This window comes from Streptomyces sp. B21-105 (genome assembly GCF_036898465.1).
Lineage (GTDB): Bacteria > Actinomycetota > Actinomycetes > Streptomycetales > Streptomycetaceae > Streptomyces.
Genome location: NZ_JARUMJ010000001.1, coordinates 4284800 through 4301198, shown reverse-complemented (window position 1 = coordinate 4301198; position 16399 = coordinate 4284800). Strand labels below are relative to the sequence as shown.

General features: G+C 71.8%; 17 protein-coding genes and 2 pseudogenes. 9 read left to right on the top strand and 10 right to left on the bottom strand.

Annotated elements, in window-relative coordinates; genetic code table 11:
* Window positions 1-7: 7 nt before the first annotated feature.
* The 4 genes from thrC to groL all read left to right on the top strand — a co-directional run bounded on the left by thrC (window position 8) and on the right by groL (window position 4331).
* Entirely contained in the window at window positions 8-1309 is a 1302-nt protein-coding gene (thrC, locus tag QA802_RS19275) for a threonine synthase (protein WP_334524233.1), read from the top strand.
* Window positions 1306-1581, top strand: a complete 276-nt coding sequence (locus tag QA802_RS19270) for a MoaD/ThiS family protein (protein WP_334524230.1) — start codon at window positions 1306-1308, stop codon at window positions 1579-1581. Before thrC ends, QA802_RS19270 begins: the two co-directional genes overlap by 4 nt.
* Window positions 1582-2032: 451 nt before the next feature.
* Window positions 2033-2239: a cold-shock protein gene (locus QA802_RS19265; RefSeq protein WP_007493268.1), complete on the top strand. Its 207-nt coding sequence runs from the start codon at window positions 2033-2035 to the stop codon at window positions 2237-2239.
* 469 nt (window positions 2240-2708) lie between these two features.
* Window positions 2709-4331 carry a chaperonin GroEL gene (gene groL / locus QA802_RS19260; RefSeq protein WP_107443349.1) on the top strand — a complete coding sequence of 541 codons (1623 nt, stop codon included), beginning with the start codon at window positions 2709-2711 and terminating at the stop codon, window positions 4329-4331.
* Window positions 4332-4412: 81 nt separating this feature from the next.
* On the opposite strand, the gene QA802_RS19255 is transcribed toward groL, so the two are convergent.
* The 4 genes from QA802_RS19255 to QA802_RS19240 all read right to left on the bottom strand — a co-directional run bounded on the left by QA802_RS19255 (window position 4413) and on the right by QA802_RS19240 (window position 7285).
* Window positions 4413-5084: a Uma2 family endonuclease gene (locus QA802_RS19255; protein WP_334524227.1), complete on the bottom strand. Its 672-nt coding sequence runs from the start codon at window positions 5082-5084 to the stop codon at window positions 4413-4415.
* A 59-nt stretch (window positions 5085-5143) separates the two neighbouring features.
* Window positions 5144-5974 carry a hypothetical protein gene (locus tag QA802_RS19250; protein ID WP_334534745.1) on the bottom strand — a complete coding sequence of 277 codons (831 nt, stop codon included), beginning with the start codon at window positions 5972-5974 and terminating at the stop codon, window positions 5144-5146.
* A gap of 278 nt (window positions 5975-6252) precedes the next feature.
* Window positions 6253-6462: a DUF397 domain-containing protein gene (locus tag QA802_RS19245; RefSeq protein ID WP_334524225.1), complete on the bottom strand. Its 210-nt coding sequence runs from the start codon at window positions 6460-6462 to the stop codon at window positions 6253-6255.
* On the bottom strand, window positions 6443-7285 hold the full coding sequence (locus QA802_RS19240) for a helix-turn-helix domain-containing protein (RefSeq protein ID WP_334524223.1): 843 nt from the start codon (window positions 7283-7285) through the stop codon (window positions 6443-6445). The genes QA802_RS19245 and QA802_RS19240 overlap by 20 nt, the downstream gene beginning before the upstream one ends.
* A gap of 113 nt (window positions 7286-7398) precedes the next feature.
* Between QA802_RS19240 and QA802_RS19235 the strand changes: the two genes are divergently transcribed.
* Window positions 7399-7626: a hypothetical protein gene (locus QA802_RS19235; RefSeq protein WP_334524220.1), complete on the top strand. Its 228-nt coding sequence runs from the start codon at window positions 7399-7401 to the stop codon at window positions 7624-7626.
* Between the two features lie 435 nt (window positions 7627-8061).
* Window positions 8062-9189, top strand: coding sequence for an NADH:flavin oxidoreductase (locus QA802_RS19225; RefSeq protein WP_334524217.1), 1128 nt, complete (start codon window positions 8062-8064; stop codon window positions 9187-9189).
* 55 nt (window positions 9190-9244) lie between these two features.
* Here the strand turns inward: QA802_RS19225 and QA802_RS19220 are convergent, their stop codons facing one another.
* The 3 genes from QA802_RS19220 to murQ all read right to left on the bottom strand — a co-directional run bounded on the left by QA802_RS19220 (window position 9245) and on the right by murQ (window position 12496).
* Window positions 9245-9814: a hypothetical protein gene (locus QA802_RS19220; protein ID WP_334524214.1), complete on the bottom strand. Its 570-nt coding sequence runs from the start codon at window positions 9812-9814 to the stop codon at window positions 9245-9247.
* A 221-nt stretch (window positions 9815-10035) separates the two neighbouring features.
* The gene (locus tag QA802_RS19215) at window positions 10036-11544 is read right to left on the bottom strand and encodes a PTS transporter subunit EIIC (protein WP_334524211.1); all 1509 of its coding nucleotides are present in this window, start codon (window positions 11542-11544) and stop codon (window positions 10036-10038) included.
* Between the two features lie 16 nt (window positions 11545-11560).
* The gene (gene murQ / locus QA802_RS19210; protein WP_334524209.1) at window positions 11561-12496 is read right to left on the bottom strand and encodes an N-acetylmuramic acid 6-phosphate etherase; all 936 of its coding nucleotides are present in this window, start codon (window positions 12494-12496) and stop codon (window positions 11561-11563) included.
* A gap of 162 nt (window positions 12497-12658) precedes the next feature.
* On the opposite strand from murQ, the gene QA802_RS19205 reads away from it, so the two are divergent.
* Window positions 12659-13042 (top strand): DUF8819 family protein, encoded by a 384-nt coding sequence (locus QA802_RS19205; RefSeq protein ID WP_319170447.1) that lies wholly within the window; start codon window positions 12659-12661, stop codon window positions 13040-13042.
* A 7-nt stretch (window positions 13043-13049) separates the two neighbouring features.
* The gene (locus QA802_RS19200) at window positions 13050-13391 is read left to right on the top strand and encodes a DUF4031 domain-containing protein (RefSeq protein ID WP_334524207.1); all 342 of its coding nucleotides are present in this window, start codon (window positions 13050-13052) and stop codon (window positions 13389-13391) included.
* Here the strand turns inward: QA802_RS19200 and QA802_RS19195 are convergent.
* The 3 genes and pseudogenes from QA802_RS19195 to QA802_RS19185 all read right to left on the bottom strand — a co-directional run bounded on the left by QA802_RS19195 (window position 13381) and on the right by QA802_RS19185 (window position 15531).
* A complete protein-coding gene (locus QA802_RS19195) occupies window positions 13381-14247 on the bottom strand; it encodes a hypothetical protein (protein WP_334524204.1) in 867 nt (288 codons plus the stop codon). The genes QA802_RS19200 and QA802_RS19195 overlap by 11 nt on opposite strands.
* 112 nt (window positions 14248-14359) lie before the next feature.
* Window positions 14360-14854 (bottom strand): annotated as a pseudogene (locus tag QA802_RS19190) (GNAT family N-acetyltransferase); the annotation flags it as partial.
* Window positions 14855-14886: 32 nt separating this feature from the next.
* The gene (locus tag QA802_RS19185) at window positions 14887-15531 is read right to left on the bottom strand and encodes an HD domain-containing protein (protein ID WP_334524201.1); all 645 of its coding nucleotides are present in this window, start codon (window positions 15529-15531) and stop codon (window positions 14887-14889) included.
* A gap of 101 nt (window positions 15532-15632) precedes the next feature.
* Between QA802_RS19185 and QA802_RS19180 the strand changes: the two are divergent.
* Window positions 15633-16319 (top strand): annotated as a pseudogene (locus tag QA802_RS19180) (copper homeostasis protein CutC); the annotation flags it as partial.
* Between the last annotated feature and the right edge of the window lie 80 nt (window positions 16320-16399).

Genomic DNA, 16399 nt, shown 5'->3' with positions numbered 1-16399 from the left:
GCCTCACATGGCTGCGCAGACTGTTGCAAGCACCACCGACTCTACGACGTCCTCCGCTGTCGACCTCGGTCCGGCCACCGCGTTGAGCTGCCGCGAGTGCGGCCACCGCGTCCCCCTCGGTCCGGTCTTCGCGTGCGAGGAGTGTTTCGGCCCGCTCGAGATCGCGTACGACTTCTCCTCCTACGACACGGAGGAGCTGCGTAAGCGCATCGAGGCGGGGCCCGCGAACATCTGGCGCTACGCGCCGCTGCTGCCCGTCCCGGCGGACGTGGCCGACAAGCCGAACATCAACCCCGGCTGGACCAAGCTCGTGCAGGCCGACAACCTGGCCCGCGAGCTGGGCGTCGACGCCGGGAAGCTCTTCATCAAGGACGACTCAGGCAACCCGACGCACTCCTTCAAGGACCGGGTCGTCGCCCAGGCCATCGAGGCCGCCCGCGCGTTCGGCTTCACCACGCTCTCCTGCTCCTCCACCGGCAACCTGGCCGGCGCCGTGGGCGCCGCCGCCGCCCGCGCCGGCTTCCGCTCCTGCGTGTTCATCCCGCACGACCTGGAGCAGGGCAAGGTCGTCATGGCCGCGATCTACGGCGGCGAGCTCGTCGGCATCGAGGGCAACTACGACGACGTCAACCGCTTCTGCTCCGAGCTCATCGGCGACCCGGCGGGCGAGGGCTGGGGCTTCGTCAACGTCAACCTGCGGCCGTACTACGCCGAGGGCTCGAAGACGCTGGCGTACGAGATCTGCGAGCAGCTCGGCTGGCGGCTGCCCGAGCAGCTGGTGGTGCCCATCGCGTCCGGCTCCCAGCTCACGAAGATCGACAAGGGTCTGCAGGAGCTGATCAAGCTCGGGCTGGTCGAGGACCGGCCGTACAAGATCTTCGGCGCTCAGGCGGAGGGCTGCTCCCCGGTGTCCGTGGCCTACAAGGCCGGGCACGACGTGGTCCGCCCCCAGAAGCCGAACACCATCGCCAAGTCGCTGGCCATCGGCAACCCGGCGGACGGCCCGTACGTCCTCGACATCGCCCGGCGCACCGGCGGCGCGGTGGAGGACGTGAACGACGAGCAGATCGTCGACGCGATCAAGGTGCTGGCGCGGACCGAGGGCATCTTCGCGGAGACGGCCGGCGGTGTGACCGTGGGCGTGACGAGGAAGCTGATCGGGAACGGTCTGCTGGACCCGACGAAGACCACCGTCGTCCTGAACACGGGCGACGGCCTGAAGACCCTGGACGCGGTGGCCGGCACCGGACTCACCGCGACCATCCGCCCCAACCTGGACTCTTTCCGAGAGGCTGGCCTCGCATCATGAGCGTCACTGTTCGCATCCCGACCATCCTGCGCACCTACACCGGCGGTCAGGCCGAGGTCCCGGCCGAGGGCGTGACCCTCGGCGAGGTCATCTCCGACCTGGAGAAGAACCACACCGGCATCGCCGCGCGCGTCCTCGACGACCAGGGCAAGCTGCGCCGGTTCGTCAACGTGTACGTGAACGACGACGACGTCCGCTTCGAGCAGGGCCTCGAGACGGCGACTCCGGACGGCGCCGGCGTATCGATCATTCCGGCCGTCGCCGGTGGCTGACCGACGGTCAGTACCCGCCGGTAGTAACCGTAGGTAACAGCGATTACCGAGAGTTCACGCAATTGCCCTCTCCGCGATAGAAGCGGAGGGGGCAATTCAGTGTGGTTGAGCGCGGTACAGTTGGGGAACCCGGTCCTGATCACGGGTCCCGGGGCCTTTTATTTCCGCCCGCGCCCGACAAGAAGCAGCCAAAGTGCGCGCTGCTTTTGTGGCTTTTGTGGCATTTACAGGGCCCGACTTGCCCTGAATTCTGGCGAATTTGCGCCACATTCCGGATCCCGTACGTCCAGAATTCTCGTCCGACTGACCTGTTGCAGACGGCAGTTGGGCAGATACATTCAGCCGCGGTCGACGCGTTCCGGCGCACGCCCCCAACCAACTGGGGGGTGAGGTCTGACCCGGATCCATGAAGTGTGGGTCTGTGCAAGGGCCAGTAATAGGGGAGTTAGGCATGGCTCAGGGCACCGTCAAGTGGTTCAACGCGGAGAAGGGGTACGGCTTCATCGCGGTCGACGGTGGTGCGGATGTTTTCGTCCACTACAGCGCGATTCAGATGGACGGCTACCGCACCCTGGAAGAGGGTCAGCGGGTCGATTTCGAGATCTCGCAGGGCCAGAAGGGGCCGCAGGCGGACATGGTCCGTCTCGCGACCGGCTGAAGCACGCGCCGACTGACAGCGTCGTTCTTCTGTTTCACCCGCAGTTTCATCTGTAGTTCTACCTGCTGTTTCACCTGCTGTTTCATGTTCGAAGGGCTCGCGCCTCCCGGGGCACGGGCCCTTCGGCATGCCCGGCGGCTGGACGGGATCCCGGGGGCGACGTCCCCGCTCCCCGCCCGCCCCGCCCCTCCCCCCCCCGCCGTCGCCCCCGCCCCCGCCATCGCCGGGCGCGCGGCGGGCCCGGACGCACCCTGTTCACCTGCGGATCGTCCCGAGGCGCTTGCACTCGGCATGGGCGAGTGCTAATCATTGGCGTTAGCACTCTGAAGGTGAGAGTGACAACGAAGGACCGGGTCGGTGAGGCCCGCAGGCCAGGTGGGGCAAGGAACCACCCGGCCGGCGAGCCGTCCGTCGCGGGCGCGGGCGCGGTCCGAAGGAATCACCCCCAGTCCTGGAGGGACCACTTCACATGGCCAAGATCATCGCGTTCGACGAGGAGGCGCGGCGCGGCCTCGAGCGCGGCATGAACCAGCTCGCGGACGCCGTCAAGGTGACGCTCGGCCCCAAGGGCCGCAACGTCGTCCTCGAGAAGAAGTGGGGCGCCCCCACGATCACCAACGATGGTGTCTCCATCGCCAAGGAGATCGAGCTCGAGGACCCGTACGAGAAGATCGGCGCCGAGCTGGTCAAGGAAGTCGCCAAGAAGACGGACGACGTCGCCGGTGACGGTACGACCACCGCGACCGTCCTCGCCCAGGCCCTCGTCAAGGAAGGCCTGCGCAACGTAGCCGCCGGCGCCAACCCGATGGCCCTCAAGCGCGGCATCGAGAAGGCCGTCGAGGCCGTCTCCGGCGCCCTGCTCGAGCAGGCGAAGGATGTCGAGACCAAGGAGCAGATCGCCTCCACGGCCTCCATCTCCGCCGCCGACACCCAGATCGGCGAGCTCATCGCCGAGGCGATGGACAAGGTCGGCAAGGAAGGCGTCATCACCGTCGAGGAGTCGCAGACCTTCGGTCTGGAGCTCGAGCTCACCGAGGGCATGCGCTTCGACAAGGGCTACATCTCGGCGTACTTCGCCACCGACATGGAGCGTATGGAGGCCGTCCTCGACGACCCGTACATCCTGATCGCGAACTCCAAGATCGCCAACGTCAAGGACCTGCTGCCGCTCCTCGAGAAGGTCATGCAGGGCGGCAAGCCGCTGCTGATCATCGCCGAGGACGTCGAGGGCGAGGCCCTGTCGACCCTGGTGGTCAACAAGATCCGCGGCACCTTCAAGTCCGTCGCGGTCAAGGCCCCGGGCTTCGGCGACCGCCGCAAGGCGATGCTGAACGACATCGCCATCCTCACCGGCGGCGAGGTCATCTCCGAGGAGGTCGGTCTCAAGCTCGAGAACACGACCCTCGACCTGCTCGGCAAGGCCCGCAAGGTCGTCATCACCAAGGACGAGACGACCATCGTCGACGGTGCCGGCGACTCGGACCAGGTCGCGGGCCGGGTCAACCAGATCCGCGCCGAGATCGAGAACAGCGACTCGGACTACGACCGCGAGAAGCTGCAGGAGCGCCTGGCGAAGCTCGCCGGCGGTGTCGCGGTCATCAAGGCCGGCGCCGCCACCGAGGTGGAGCTCAAGGAGCGCAAGCACCGCATCGAGGACGCCGTCCGCAACGCGAAGGCCGCCGTCGAGGAGGGCATCGTCGCCGGTGGTGGCGTGGCGCTCATCCAGGCGTCCGCCGTCTTCGAGAAGCTGGAGCTCGAGGGTGACGAGGCGACCGGCGCCAACGCCGTGCGCATCGCGCTCGAGGCCCCGCTCAAGCAGATCGCCGTCAACGGTGGTCTCGAGGGTGGCGTCGTCGTGGAGAAGGTTCGCAACCTCCAGGTCGGCCACGGCCTGAACGCCGCGACCGGCGAGTACGTCGACATGATCGCCGAGGGCATCATCGACCCGGCGAAGGTGACGCGCTCCGCCCTGCAGAACGCGGCCTCCATCGCCGCGCTGTTCCTCACCACCGAGGCCGTCATCGCCGACAAGCCGGAGAAGGCCGCTGCGCCCGCCGGCGGCGGCATGCCGGGCGGTGACATGGACTTCTGATCGACCGGTTCCGGTTGATCGACTGTCCTTCGGCCCGAGGGCGGTACCCCGGCTACGGCTGGGGTGCCGCCCTCGGGCTTTTCAGTCGGCGTACTCCTTCAGTTCTTCGGTGTCGAGGGTGACGCTCACCGGAGCGGGAAGCGGCACGACGGCACCCCAGGGGTAGGGGTCGGACTGCTGGTAGCGGCCGTCCTTGGGCTCGCTGAACACGACGATCGTGTTGTCGTCGCGGTCGATGAGGAGGCAGACGGGGATGTCGGCCCCGGCGTAGCCGACAGGCTTGTCGATACGGTCGCGCTGGTCGGTGTCCCTGTCGTGGGAGGTGATCTCCACGGCCATGAGGGCGCCGTCTGCCCTGGACCAGTTGCCGTGTCCCTTGAAATGGCCCTTGGGCGCGAGGAAGCCGTCCGTGATCGCGCGACCCTTACGGTATGCCTCGGCCTTGACGCCCCGCTCGGGCACGAGGTTCAGCTCGGGGCGTTGCTGCATGCACTGACGTAGCAGCCACATGAAGTTTTCTACGTGGTTGCCGTCCGGCATGGCCTTGACCTCGAGTTTTCCGTTGATGTACTCCAGCCGGACCGTCTCCGGTGCCCGGCTTGCCAGTTCCTCGAAGTCCTCGACGCTGAGCGGGTCCTTGGTGCGGACCCGTCCATCGACGTATTCGAGCCGCACATGCTCGGGAGCCACTGCGACGAGGTCCTCGAAGTCCTCGAAGGGCATCTGCGGGCGTTCGGCGGTGCTGGGGGTCATGGCGTCGCCTCCTCCCCTCCATCGTGCCTTGGTGTGGTGATGTCGGACGGTAGGAGCGGTCATACGGGTGTCCTCTCCTGTCGTTTCTTCAGCGACATGGCAGCCCGGATCTCCCCCGCACGGGTGTGGATCGCGGAGGCGGGCAGGAGCACGCCCGGGCGTGTGGGTGTGCGCTCGCCGCGACAGCCGCCGCACACGCCTTGCGGCAGGGCCTCCGGCTGTCCCGGCACTCGGCACTCCGCGCACTCCAGCATCCGGCGGGGTGGGCGCGGGGCGGGTCGCTCCGGTGGGAGTTTGTCCGTCAGACGGCGGCGGAGCAGGGCCGCCGGGCTGTGGACGGGGGTGGGCAGCCCGGCGGTGAGGGCGGTGCGCAGCGTCTCCTCCGTCGCTCCTCGCGCGAACCACTCCTCCACCAGCGGTGCGAGCTGCGCGCAGTCGGCGGCGGAGAGGGAGAGGACGGGGGCGGTACGGCCGAGGGCGGCCAGGAGGATGTGGGCCCGGGAGCGGGTGGCGGGCGGGGCCCGCTCGGGTTCCGGGGCGTCTTCCGGTACGCCCCCTCGCGTGAACGTCACCCACCAGCCGTCGTCACGTGCGGTACGGGTGAACCACGTTCGGGTGATCCAGCGGAATTCGCCCGAGGCCGTCTCCATCCGCTCCCGGCCCCGCCTCAGATGCCCGGCCTGCTGGATGCGGTTGAGGGCGGTGCGGAGGGCGCACTGTCCGTACGGGAGCTGTTTGGCCAGCGTCTTCACGGAGATGTCGGTGCCGTCGGGGAGGCGGTCGAGGTACGCGGCGATGGCCGCCTCGCGGGGCGGGAGGTGCGCGAAGTCGTGCTTGGTGCGAGGGAGTTGTCCCGGGGCGGCGCGCTTTCCGTAACCCGGATTGGCCATCGGGTGCGGGAGTTCGTGCGCGGGCGGGAGGTCAGTACTAAGCTTGGCAGCAGCCACAGGTCGAGTCTCGATCGATCTAGTAGGTCAAGCCCCCGCAGGTGTTGGTAGCGCCTGGCGGGGGCTGTTTCGTTGTCCGCACGCTAGAGCGTGGTGACCGTCCGTGGCAAATCGGTCGCTCCGTGTCAACTCGCGGGGAGGGTGGGTGGGTTGAGACCCTCCACCCAATCCGAGCAAAGAGGGCTCGGAGCTGGACGCTTGAGCCTCGGGGGCGGTGCGGGTCAGCCGACCTTGAGGTTCTTCACGAACGCCGCCCACGCCTCGGCCCGGAACGCGAGCTTCGGGCCGAGGGGGGTTTTGGAGTCCCGGACGGGGATGAGGGCGGGGTGGCCGAGGGCGACCTCCAGGCAGTCACCGCCCTGGCCGCCGCTGTAGCTGGACTTGTGCCAGGTGACGGTGGTCAAGTCGTACTCACAGGTGCTGTTCTCCATGCTCGTAATCCTGCGCCACCGACTCCAGCAGGGCCAGGGAATCCTGCGGCGAAAGTGCCGCAGCCTGGAGGAGGTTGAACATCAGGGTGTGTCGGGCGACGGTGGCCGGGTCGTCGAGCAGTTTTCCCATGTCGGGTGCCTCCACGAACGAGAGCGGCGGCGCTTCCTCGAACTCCATGAGCTTCAAAGGGCCGTCCATCGCCGCATGCGCCCCTGCGTCGAACGGCAGTACCTGCACGATGATCCGCCGCTGCCGGGCGAGGGCCAGCACATGGCGGATTGCCTCGGCCATCACCGCCCGGCCGCCGACCACCCTGCGGAGCACCGACTCGTCGAGGATCGCCCACAACAACGGCGTTGTTGGATCGTCGAGGAGGTGCGTCCGTTCGAGGCGGGCGGCCACCAACTCGTCGATCGCGGCGTCCTGGGCTGTCGGTCTGTACGCGCGGAAGACGGCCTCCGCGTACGCTCTGGTCTGCAGCAGGCCGGGAATCAAAAGCTGCGCGTACTGCTTGATCCCCGTAGCGATCGCTTCCGCCTCCGCTGCCTCCGCGAAGTGATCCGGGTATTTGGACTTGGCCAGCGCCCGGCAGTTGCGTTCGAAGAACCCGCCGGTGCCCAGGATCTCGTCTATCTGGACGGCGTATTCGAGCTGCATCCGCCGTGTGCCAGCCTCCAGTTGGCCGATGAACGAGCCGCTGACGAAGAGGGGTTCGCCCAGGTCGGACTGGCTGAGCCCGCCGCGCTCGCGGGCGTGCCGCAGTTCCGCTCCCAGCAGGGCGCGTGGCGACGATGACGGGTCGAGGTCCTTCGGGCCGGACACGGATACCCCCTGGTCCTACAGATGCGGTTGTTGGGACGCCGTATCTCGCCAGGCTAGAGGCGGGTCGGCCACGCTGTGTGGTGAACGGGAACACTCAGCGTGGAGGGATGGGCATGGTGGAGACGAGGACGGGTGACCGGCCCGCGCGGACGGTCCAGGAGGCCGTCGAGCAGTTGCGGGCCGCGCTGGGCGAGGTGGGGATCGTCCTGCCGTCGCTGCGGATCGACCCGGTGTCGGGCGCGCACGGTGACCCGTACGCCCTGATCGATCTGGGCCGCTGCAACCTGGGCGTGGCCTCGCGCATCGCGGCAGCCCTGCGCCGGGCGGGGGGCGAGGCGTGAGGTACGTCCTGGACACGCGCAGCGGCCGGATCGGCGAGGTCATGGAGCGTTCGGAGGGCGCGGTGGTGCTGCGGCCGGTGGGCGGCGGACGGGAGTGGGACTGCCCGCCGGAGGACGTGGGGGAGGCGTCCGCGGACGAGGTGCTGAGCGGGTCCGACGGCGCAACCGTGACGGCCGTTCCGGGAGGGCACGCGGCATGGCGTGACGGTGCTGCACTACGACGCCGACTACGACGGAATTGCCGAGATCACCGGTCAGTCCACGGAATGGGTGGTGGAGCGCGGCTCTGTCCCGTAGCAGGCGCGTGGCCGGGATCACAGGCTCGGGTTCGCAGGGGGTGGAATGGGCCGGGGGGTCGGGGGCGTTCCGTGGGGAGCGCACTCGATGCGTGTGCACATACCAGCCGGTTCACCGTCGTCCTGAGGAGTCCCCCACGTGAGCATCACGCCCCCCGCCGCCACCCGCGCCGCCGAGATCCTTTCCCGTCCGGTGTCCATCAACGGACTCACCGTCCCGAACCGGATCGTCATGGCCCCCATGACGCGCATGTTCTCCCCGGACGGCGTTCCCGGCGACGACGTCGTGTCGTACTACGGCCGGCGCGCCGCCGCCGGTGTCGGTCTCATCGTCACCGAGGGCACCTACGTCGGGCACGACTCCGCCGGGCAGAGCGACCGGGTTCCGCGGTTCCACGGGGCGGAGCAGCTCGCGGGCTGGGCGAAGGTCGCCGAAGCCGTGCACGCGGGCGGCGGGAAGATCGTCCCGCAGCTGTGGCACATCGGCATGGTGCGCAAGCAGGGTGAGCCGCCGTACGCGGACGCGCCCGCCGTCGGCCCCTCCGGCGTCCGGCTGGACGGCACCGAGGGCACCGGCAAGGCGATGACCCAGCGCGACCTGGACGACGTCATCGGCGCGTTCGCCGAGGCCGCGGCCGCCGCCGAGCGCATCGGATTCGACGGCGTCGAGCTGCACGGCGCGCACGGCTACCTCCTCGACCAGTTCCTGTGGGCCGGCACCAACCGCCGGACCGACGCCTACGGCGGCGACCTGGTGGCCCGCACGAGGTTCGCCGCCGAGATCGTGGCCGCCGTCCGCGCGACCGTCTCCGCCGAGTTCCCGGTCATCTTCCGCTACTCGCAGTGGAAGTCGGACGCCTACGACGCCCGTCTCGCCGAGACCCCCGAGGAGCTGGAGGCCCTCCTCGCCCCGCTCGCCGCCGCCGGCGTCGACGCCTTCCACGCCTCCACCCGCCGCTACTGGCTCCCCGAGTTCGACGGCTTTGACCTCAACCTCGCGGGCTGGACGAAGAAGCTCACCGGCAAGCCCGCCATCACGGTCGGCTCGGTCGGCCTCGACGGCGACTTCCTCCGGGGCTTCGCGGGCGAGGGCGCCCCGGTCAAGGGGATCGACGACCTCCTCGACCGGCTGGAGCGCGACGAGTTCGACATGGTGGCCGTCGGCCGTGCGCTGCTTCAGGACCCGGAGTGGGCGGCCAAGGTGCTCGGCGGCCGTCTCGACGAGCTGAAGCCCTACGACGCGGCGGCGCTGCGCACCCTGAGCTGAGCGCCGACGAGCGCTCGACGCCCCCGGCGGTGCCGTCCGCGGGGAACGAGGTCGCTCAGAGGTTGCCGAGCGGCTCGATGTCGACCTTCACCGGGGTGCCCCAGATCCGCAGGACCTCGTAGTCGGTGAACTCGTGCACGAGCCGGTAGGCCATTGCGGGGCGGGACCCGCGGCGCAGGGCGGCGATGTACAGCTCTGCCTCGCGCCGGTCCCGCCGCGGTGTTCCGCAGAGCTGCCACTCCTGACCGTTCCACAGTTCCGCCAGCCAGCGCTGCTGGGGCTGTGGGCGGTCGGCGCGGGTGCCGTACCGCGAAGGGGTGGGGGCGGTGGGGGGCGCCTGCGGCGGCGGGCCGTTGAACTCGGCGCGCCGGGCCGCCCGGCGGCGCGTCTCGCACAGCAGGCACAGGTCGGCGGCGGCCTTGTCGACCGGGCCATGCGGGTGTTCGGCACAGTGGGTGGTCGGGGCCGCGCCGACCACGCTGTCGTCCAGCAGCTCCAGCGCACGCCGCAGATCGGCCTTGACCTCGTGCAGCCGGGCGTCCGGGGTGTCGGTGCTGAGGGCGTCCCCGTGTTCGCCGAGAACACGCAGGGCACGGCCGAGCGCGGTGAGCTGGGCGTGGTTCATGGCCCCAAGGGTAGGGCTCGCGCCGACGAAGGCCCTCGCCGGACGACGGCTCTCACCGACCGGAGCCCGCGGCGGCCCCGGGGCGTGGGCGGGGTCAGCGGTTCGCCCCGCCGCCCCGACTCGAACCCGCCGGCGGCCGTGCCCGGCGGGGTGCCCGTGGCGGCCGTGCGGTCGGGGTGGCCGGGTCGTGTCGGGTGGGGTCTCCGGGGCGGTTGTGTCGGTCACGGGGCCGGGGTGGCTGTGCCGGGTGGGGCGGTCGTGGCGGTATCGGGTTCCGCGTCGGTCGAGATGGCCGTCACGTCGGGCGGGGTGGCCGGGACGGGCCCGGCCGTGGCCGTGGCCGTGGTCGTGCGGGAGAGGGCCGCGGCCGCTGCGCGGACCCCGCCGAAGAGGTAGGTGGCGGCGAAGCCGACGGCGTAGCCCGTCAGCAGGCCGCCCGCGTAGACCGCCGCCGTGGCGCCCGGCCCCCGGTCGCCCGCCAGCAGCGGGAACAGGGCCCAGCCGGACGGACCGATCGCCGTCGCCCCGACCCGGTCGCCGAGCGTCGCGAAGAACCCGATGAAGGCGCCGCCGGCCGCGCCGCCCGCGCAGGCGGTGAGGAAGGGGCGGCCCAGCGGCAGCGACACCCCGTAGATCAGCGGCTCGCCGACCCCCAGCAGCCCGGCCGGGAGCGCCGACCTGATCGTCGACCGCAGCACCGCGTGGTCGCGCAGCCGGACGTACACCGCGGCTGCCGCGCCGACCTGGCCGGCGCCCGCCATCGCCAGCACCGGCAGCAGGACCGTGTACCCCTGCTGCTCGATGAGCGTGGCGTGGACGGGGATCAGGGCCTGGTGCAGGCCCAGCATCACCAGCGGCAGGAAGAGCCCGCCGAGCAGGAGACCGGCGAACGCGCCCGTCGTCGTCAGCAGCCAGTTCGCCGTCGTCCCGATGGCCGCCGAGACCGCGCCGGCCGCGTACATCAGCCCGTACAGCGTGCCGAGGCCGGCGACCAGGACCGTCAGCGCGGGGGTGAGGAGCACGTCCAGCGTCTCCGGGACCCGGCCGCGGCACTGCCGCTCCACGTACGTCGCCAGCAGCGCGGCCGCCAGCGCGCCGAGGACGCCGCCCTGTCCGGGAGCGAGCGTCACCCCGAACGCCGTCACCTTCGCGACCCCCGGATACACGACGATCGCCGCGACCGCGCCGCCCAGGACCGGTGTCCCGCCGAACTCCTTCGCCGTGTTGAGGCCCACGAAGACGGCGATCAGCGCCATGAAGCCGGAGGCTACGGCGGTCAGTGCCGGCGTGAGCCCCGGCAGCAGGCCCGCGTTGAGGAGCAGGCCGTTGACGCCGGCCAGGATCCCGCAGCCGACGAGAGCCGGGACGAGCGGGACGAAGACGGCGGCCAGGCGGCGCAGGACGCGCTTCAACGGCGTCGCGCCGCGCTCGCGCTGCCGCGCCCTCAGCCCGGCGCCGCGTGCCGCGACCCGGTGTGCGGCCGTCAGCTTCTCGAAGTCGGCCGTCACCCGCGTCACCACGCCCGGCCCGAGGACCACCTGGAAGGCGCCGTCGGCCACGACGACCCCGAGCACCCCGGGCACCGCCCGCAGCGCCTCCTCGTCCGCCCGGGACGGGTCGGCGAGGTCCAGGCGCAGCCGGGTCATGCAGTGGGCGACGGAGACGACGTTCGCGGGGCCGCCCACGAGGGGCAGGATCGCGGCGGCTGTGGAGGAGGAGTCGATGCGCACCCCCCGAGCGTGCGGCTCAGTCGCCCGCCGCGCCGAGAGCGGCGCGCAGATGTCCCCCGGACTCCTCCAGAAGGCGGGCGGCGGCCGGCCCGTCCACCCCCGCCAGCACCACCAGGATCGCGGCCTTCACCTCGCCGTCCGTCGTCGCGAGCGCCGCCTCGATCTCGTCGTCCGCCGCGCCCGTGGCCAGCGCGACGATCCGCCGGGACCGGGCGCGCAGCTTGTCGTTGGTGGCGCGGACGTCGACCATCAGGTTCCCGTACGTCTTGCCCAGCCGGATCATCGTGATCGTCGAAACCATGTTCAGCACCAGTTTCTGCGCGGTGCCCGCCTTCAGCCGGGTCGAGCCGGTGAGCAGTTCGGGGCCCACCACCACCTCGATCGCGTGCTCGGCGGCGGCGGCCAGCGCGCTGCCCGGGTTGCAGGCCAGAGCGACGGTCAGCGCGCCCCGGGCGCGGGCGTGGCGCACCGCGCCGACGGCGTACGGGGTGCGGCCCGAGGCGGAGACGCCGATCACGGTGTCGTCGGGGGTGAGGGAGAGCGCCGCGAGGTCCGCCTCGGCGAGCTCGGGGGAGTCCTCGGCGCCCTCGACGGGGACGGTCATGGCCTGCGGCCCGCCCGCGATCACCCCGACGACCCGGCCGGGGGCGGTGCCGAAGGTGGGCGGGCACTCGGAGGCGTCGAGCACGCCGAGCCGTCCGGCGGTGCCCGCGCCCGCGTAGACCAGCCGTCCGCCGCGCGCCATCCGTGTCGCCGTCGCGTCGACGACGGCGGCGATGCGCGGGAGCTGCGTGGCCACGGCGGCGGCGACGCCGGCGTCCTCCGCGTTCATCAGCTGGGCGATGTCGAGGGTGGGGAGGCGGTCGATCTCGGCGAGGTCGGGGCGGAAGGCCTCGGTGGTGAGGGTGTCGAGCGCGGTGCGCAGATCCTGGGAGCCGGCACTGGGGTTCATGGCGATTCCGGTTCTCTCGTCGGCAGGGGCCCGAGGTTGTCGGGGGCCCCGCAACATTTACCGGGTTCCCGCGCGGGCGGCGTGATGGCGCGGGAGGCGTCGGCGGTACAGGAAACATGTTTCTCTGGCCGGCGGCGGGTCGGGAGTGCGCACAATAGGGGCATGGACCCCACCAGCCCTCTGGAACAGACGTTGCACACGGCACGTGCCCTGGTCCTCGCCGACCTGGCCTCGGGCGAGGTCGCCGCGGCGGACGTGGTGTCGATGGTCGAGGACTCGGTCGTGCAGCGCCGCTGGTGGGTCGAGCAGTGGCCGGACGGCGCGGCGTTCGTGGCCGGTCTGGTCGCGCAGGACGTGCAGGACGCGCTGCTGGAGCGGTACGGGCGCTGGCCGCTGTGCCCGGTCTGCGGCTCCGGCGACCCGCACGCCCTCGACGTCGAGCCCGAACTGGGTCCCGACCCGCACTGGGTGTGTCACAAGGCGGGCGTGAAGGTCGCCTCGGTGGGCTCGCTGGGGTCGGCCCTGGGAGGCGGGCCGTCCTCGTGAGGCGCTCATGACCGTCTACATCGACCCGCCGAACTGGCCGGGTCACGGCCGGATGTGGTCGCACCTGGTCAGCGACGTCTCGTACGCCGAACTGCAGGCGTTCGCCGACCGGTTGGGCGTCCCGCGGCGGGCCTTCGAGCGCGACCACTACGACATCCCGTCCCCCCGCTACGCCGAGGTGGTGGCGGCCGGCGCGGTCGAGGTGAGCAGCCGTGAGGTGGTGCGGCTGCTGACGGAGTCCGGCCTGCGCCGACGCAAGGGCGCCAGCCGCGACGAGGCCCGCGACGGTGGTCGGGGCGAGGGCGGCCGGGGCGACGGCGGCCGGGGCGACGGCGTCGTCAGCTGCTGAAGACCGGTTCCATGGTGTGCCACCAGGCCGCGAGGCTGGTGTGGTCGGGGCCGCTGATCTGGACCAGCGCGGGGCGGTCGTAGTACGAGCAGAGGAAGACGTACTGCCCGGTGTCCGACAGGAAGCAGACGACGTCCCCGGCGGAGTCGCCGGTGTTGTTCTCGCGCCAGGTGCCGTAGGCGTCGGTCCGCGCCTCGCAGTCGCCGGGCTGCAGTCGGGCGGCGTAGGACTGGAAGACGGCGTCACGGTCGGACTTGGTCCCGTACATGATGACGCTCGCCTTGCCGGTGCCCGAGACGCCGTACTGGTCGACCGTGGTCACCGTGCAGTACAGGGCGGCGTCCGCGCCCCGCCACTCGGTGTGCGCGCAGCTGTCGCGCGACCACTGGTCGGCGTTGAGCGTGTCGCGCAGGGCGCGCTCGTCGGCGGTCAGTCCGTCGCTCACGTCGTCGTCCGTGCCGCCGCCGTCGCCGGAGCTGCCGTCGGCGCCGCCGTCGGACGTCCCACCGGAGTCGGAGGGGCCGGGGGCGCCGCCGTCCGTGGTCCCGTCGGACGTCCCCTGCGCGGTGCCGTCCGTCGCGCCGTCCGTGCCGCCGTCGCCCGAAGTGGAGCCGGAACCGGAGTCGCCGCCGGAAACGGAACCGGAAACCGATCCGGAAACGGAACCGGAGCCGGAACCGGAGCTCGAGCCGCCGGTTCCGCCGCCCCCGTGGGACGACTGGTAGATCCCCACGACGGCGAGCACCGAGCTGACGACGACCCCGATGATGGCCCACCGCACGCTCTGCCGGGCCAGCCGGTGGGGGTCGGGAGGGTCGGGAGGGTCGGGTGGCGTGGACGGGCCGGCCGTGCTCATGTCGTTCCCCCGATTCCCCCGGCGCGCGCGACCGCGCGCGGCGCGACCGTGTCGGAATTATCCGAAGCGGAGGGCGTGCGCCGGGAGGCAAAGCGACGAAGATCGGCCCCGGCTACGCCAGCTGCGGTCGCCCGCGCAGCTCATACGCGTACTCACCCTCGCCTTCGCCGACCCGGACGAAGCCGGCCCGTTCGAGCACGGCACGCGAGGGGGTGTTGGCGTGTTCGACGACCGCGAACAGGCGTCGTACGTCGTCCCGTGCCAGCGCCCATCCGGCGAGCGCGCGCAGCGCCTCGGTCGCGTAGCCCCGGCCGCGGGCGGCCTCGACCAGGTCGTAGCCGATCTCCGTGCGGCCGTCCTCGTCGGGAGCGGTGTGGAAGCCCATGCTGCCGACGGCCCGGCCGTCCGACCGCCGTACGAGGACGTACAGGCCGAACTCGGGGCGGTGCACGCCGGCCGCGTACGCGGTGGTCAGCATTCCGGCGGCGTCCCGGGTGCCCTCGAACGGGGAGCCCCCGAGCCAGTCGAAGCCCCCGCCCCCGCCCGCCCGCAGTCCCGCGGCGGCCGTGGGGGAGACGCCCACGAGGGTGAGCCGACCGGCGGGAATGCGCGGGGCGGCGGGCAGGTGCGCGGCGGCGGTCACGAGGCCAGCAGTTCCAGTTCGCCCCGCAGGTTGTAGCGGGCCGTGTCCTCCCAGTGCTCGCTCCCGTACGGCGTCCTGAACAGCCGTGGCAGGGCGAGGAGTTGGCGCAGGACGTCCGAACGGCCGGCCCGGAAGGCGTCGTTCGGCACGAAGGAGTACTCCTCGCGGACGGCGGCGGTGTAGGCGGCGTACGCGGACGGCGGCGAGGCGAGGACCGCGAGGTCGGCGTCGCACAGGACCCGGCCGTCGGGGTCGTCGTCGGCCGGGTCGTGGGTGACCGTGAGCCGGACGAGCCGTGCGACCTCTGCCGTCTTCTCCGCGGGCGCGCCGGCCTCGGCGAGGGCGCGCTCGGCGAGACGGGCGGAGCGCTCCTCGTTCTCGGAGCGGTCGGGGAGGTAGACGGCGTCGTGGAACCAGGCGGCCAGCCGGACGACGTCCGGGTCGGCGGCGTGCGCCTGGAGGACGTCGACGCGGTCGAGGACGTCGGTGAGGTGGGTCAGCGTGTGGTAGCGGCGCTGCGGCTCCTGCCAGCGGGCGAGGAGGGCGTCGGCGTAGGGCGCGGGGTCGGGGCCGCCGCCGGGGCCCCGGACCCCTTCCAGGGCGTGGCTGAAACGGGTGCGCAGCGCGTCGAGATCGGCCATGGCCTCATTGTCCCGCCGTCCGGCGTATTCTTAAATTGGACTAGACCTGTAACGTGCCGGGTGCGGGCCGAGCGCCGGGGACCGCCGACGAATGGGGACCCATGAGCAAGCGTGCAGTTCTGGAGGTGATCGCCCTCGACGCCGAGGACGCGGTCGCCGCCCAGGCCGGAGGCGCGGACCGCCTCGAGCTGGTCACCGACATGGCCGCCGACGGGCTCACCCCGCCGGTCGCGGTGTTCGCCGGCGTCCGGGCCGCCGTCGACCTCTCCCTGCGCGTCATGCTGCGGCTGTCCGACGGCTTCGCGGCCGGGGACGTCGACCGCCTCGCAGGGGCCGCCGCCGATCTGCGGGAGGCCGGCGCGCGGGAGTTCGTGTTCGGCTTCCTCGACGGGCAGGGCGCGGTCGACCGGGCGGCGGTGGAGCGGATCCTCGCCGAGCTGGACGGCTGCCGCTGGACCTTCCACCGCGCCCTCGACCACGCCGCCGACCGCGACGCCCTGCGCAAGCAGCTGGACGGCCTGCCCGGACTGGACGCCTACCTCACCGCCGGCTCCCCGGCCGGTGTCGACGCCGGCCTGCCCACGCTGCTCGCCGAGGCCGCCCGGCACGGCGAACAGGGCTACGAGCAGCGCCTCCTCGTCGGCGGCGGCCTGCGCCTCGGCCACCTCCCGCGGCTGCGGGCCGCCGGGATCGACGCGTTCCACATCGGCGGCGCGGCCCGCCCGCACGGCTGGACCGGCCCGGTGTCCGCACCCGCCGTCCGCGAGTGGCGCCGAGCCGTGGACGCCGAACACACCGACCCGACGGGCCACACCGACCCCACGGGCCACACCGACCCCACGGGCCACACCGAGCCGACGGCACACAC

Coding starts and splice junctions, on each gene's coding strand:
- thrC (WP_334524233.1), top strand. CDS start 8: ATGGCTGCGCAGACTGTTGCAAGCACCACCGACTCTACGACGTCCTCC.
- QA802_RS19270 (WP_334524230.1), top strand. CDS start 1,306: ATGAGCGTCACTGTTCGCATCCCGACCATCCTGCGCACCTACACCGGC.
- QA802_RS19265 (WP_007493268.1), top strand. CDS start 2,033: ATGGCTCAGGGCACCGTCAAGTGGTTCAACGCGGAGAAGGGGTACGGC.
- groL (WP_107443349.1), top strand. CDS start 2,709: ATGGCCAAGATCATCGCGTTCGACGAGGAGGCGCGGCGCGGCCTCGAG.
- QA802_RS19255 (WP_334524227.1), bottom strand. CDS start 5,084: ATGACCCCCAGCACCGCCGAACGCCCGCAGATGCCCTTCGAGGACTTC.
- QA802_RS19250 (WP_334534745.1), bottom strand. CDS start 5,974: ATGGCCAATCCGGGTTACGGAAAGCGCGCCGCCCCGGGACAACTCCCT.
- QA802_RS19245 (WP_334524225.1), bottom strand. CDS start 6,462: ATGGAGAACAGCACCTGTGAGTACGACTTGACCACCGTCACCTGGCAC.
- QA802_RS19235 (WP_334524220.1), top strand. CDS start 7,399: ATGGTGGAGACGAGGACGGGTGACCGGCCCGCGCGGACGGTCCAGGAG.
- QA802_RS19220 (WP_334524214.1), bottom strand. CDS start 9,814: ATGAACCACGCCCAGCTCACCGCGCTCGGCCGTGCCCTGCGTGTTCTC.
- murQ (WP_334524209.1), bottom strand. CDS start 12,496: ATGAACCCCAGTGCCGGCTCCCAGGATCTGCGCACCGCGCTCGACACC.
- QA802_RS19205 (WP_319170447.1), top strand. CDS start 12,659: ATGGACCCCACCAGCCCTCTGGAACAGACGTTGCACACGGCACGTGCC.
- QA802_RS19200 (WP_334524207.1), top strand. CDS start 13,050: ATGACCGTCTACATCGACCCGCCGAACTGGCCGGGTCACGGCCGGATG.
- QA802_RS19195 (WP_334524204.1), bottom strand. CDS start 14,247: ATGAGCACGGCCGGCCCGTCCACGCCACCCGACCCTCCCGACCCTCCC.
- QA802_RS19185 (WP_334524201.1), bottom strand. CDS start 15,531: ATGGCCGATCTCGACGCGCTGCGCACCCGTTTCAGCCACGCCCTGGAA.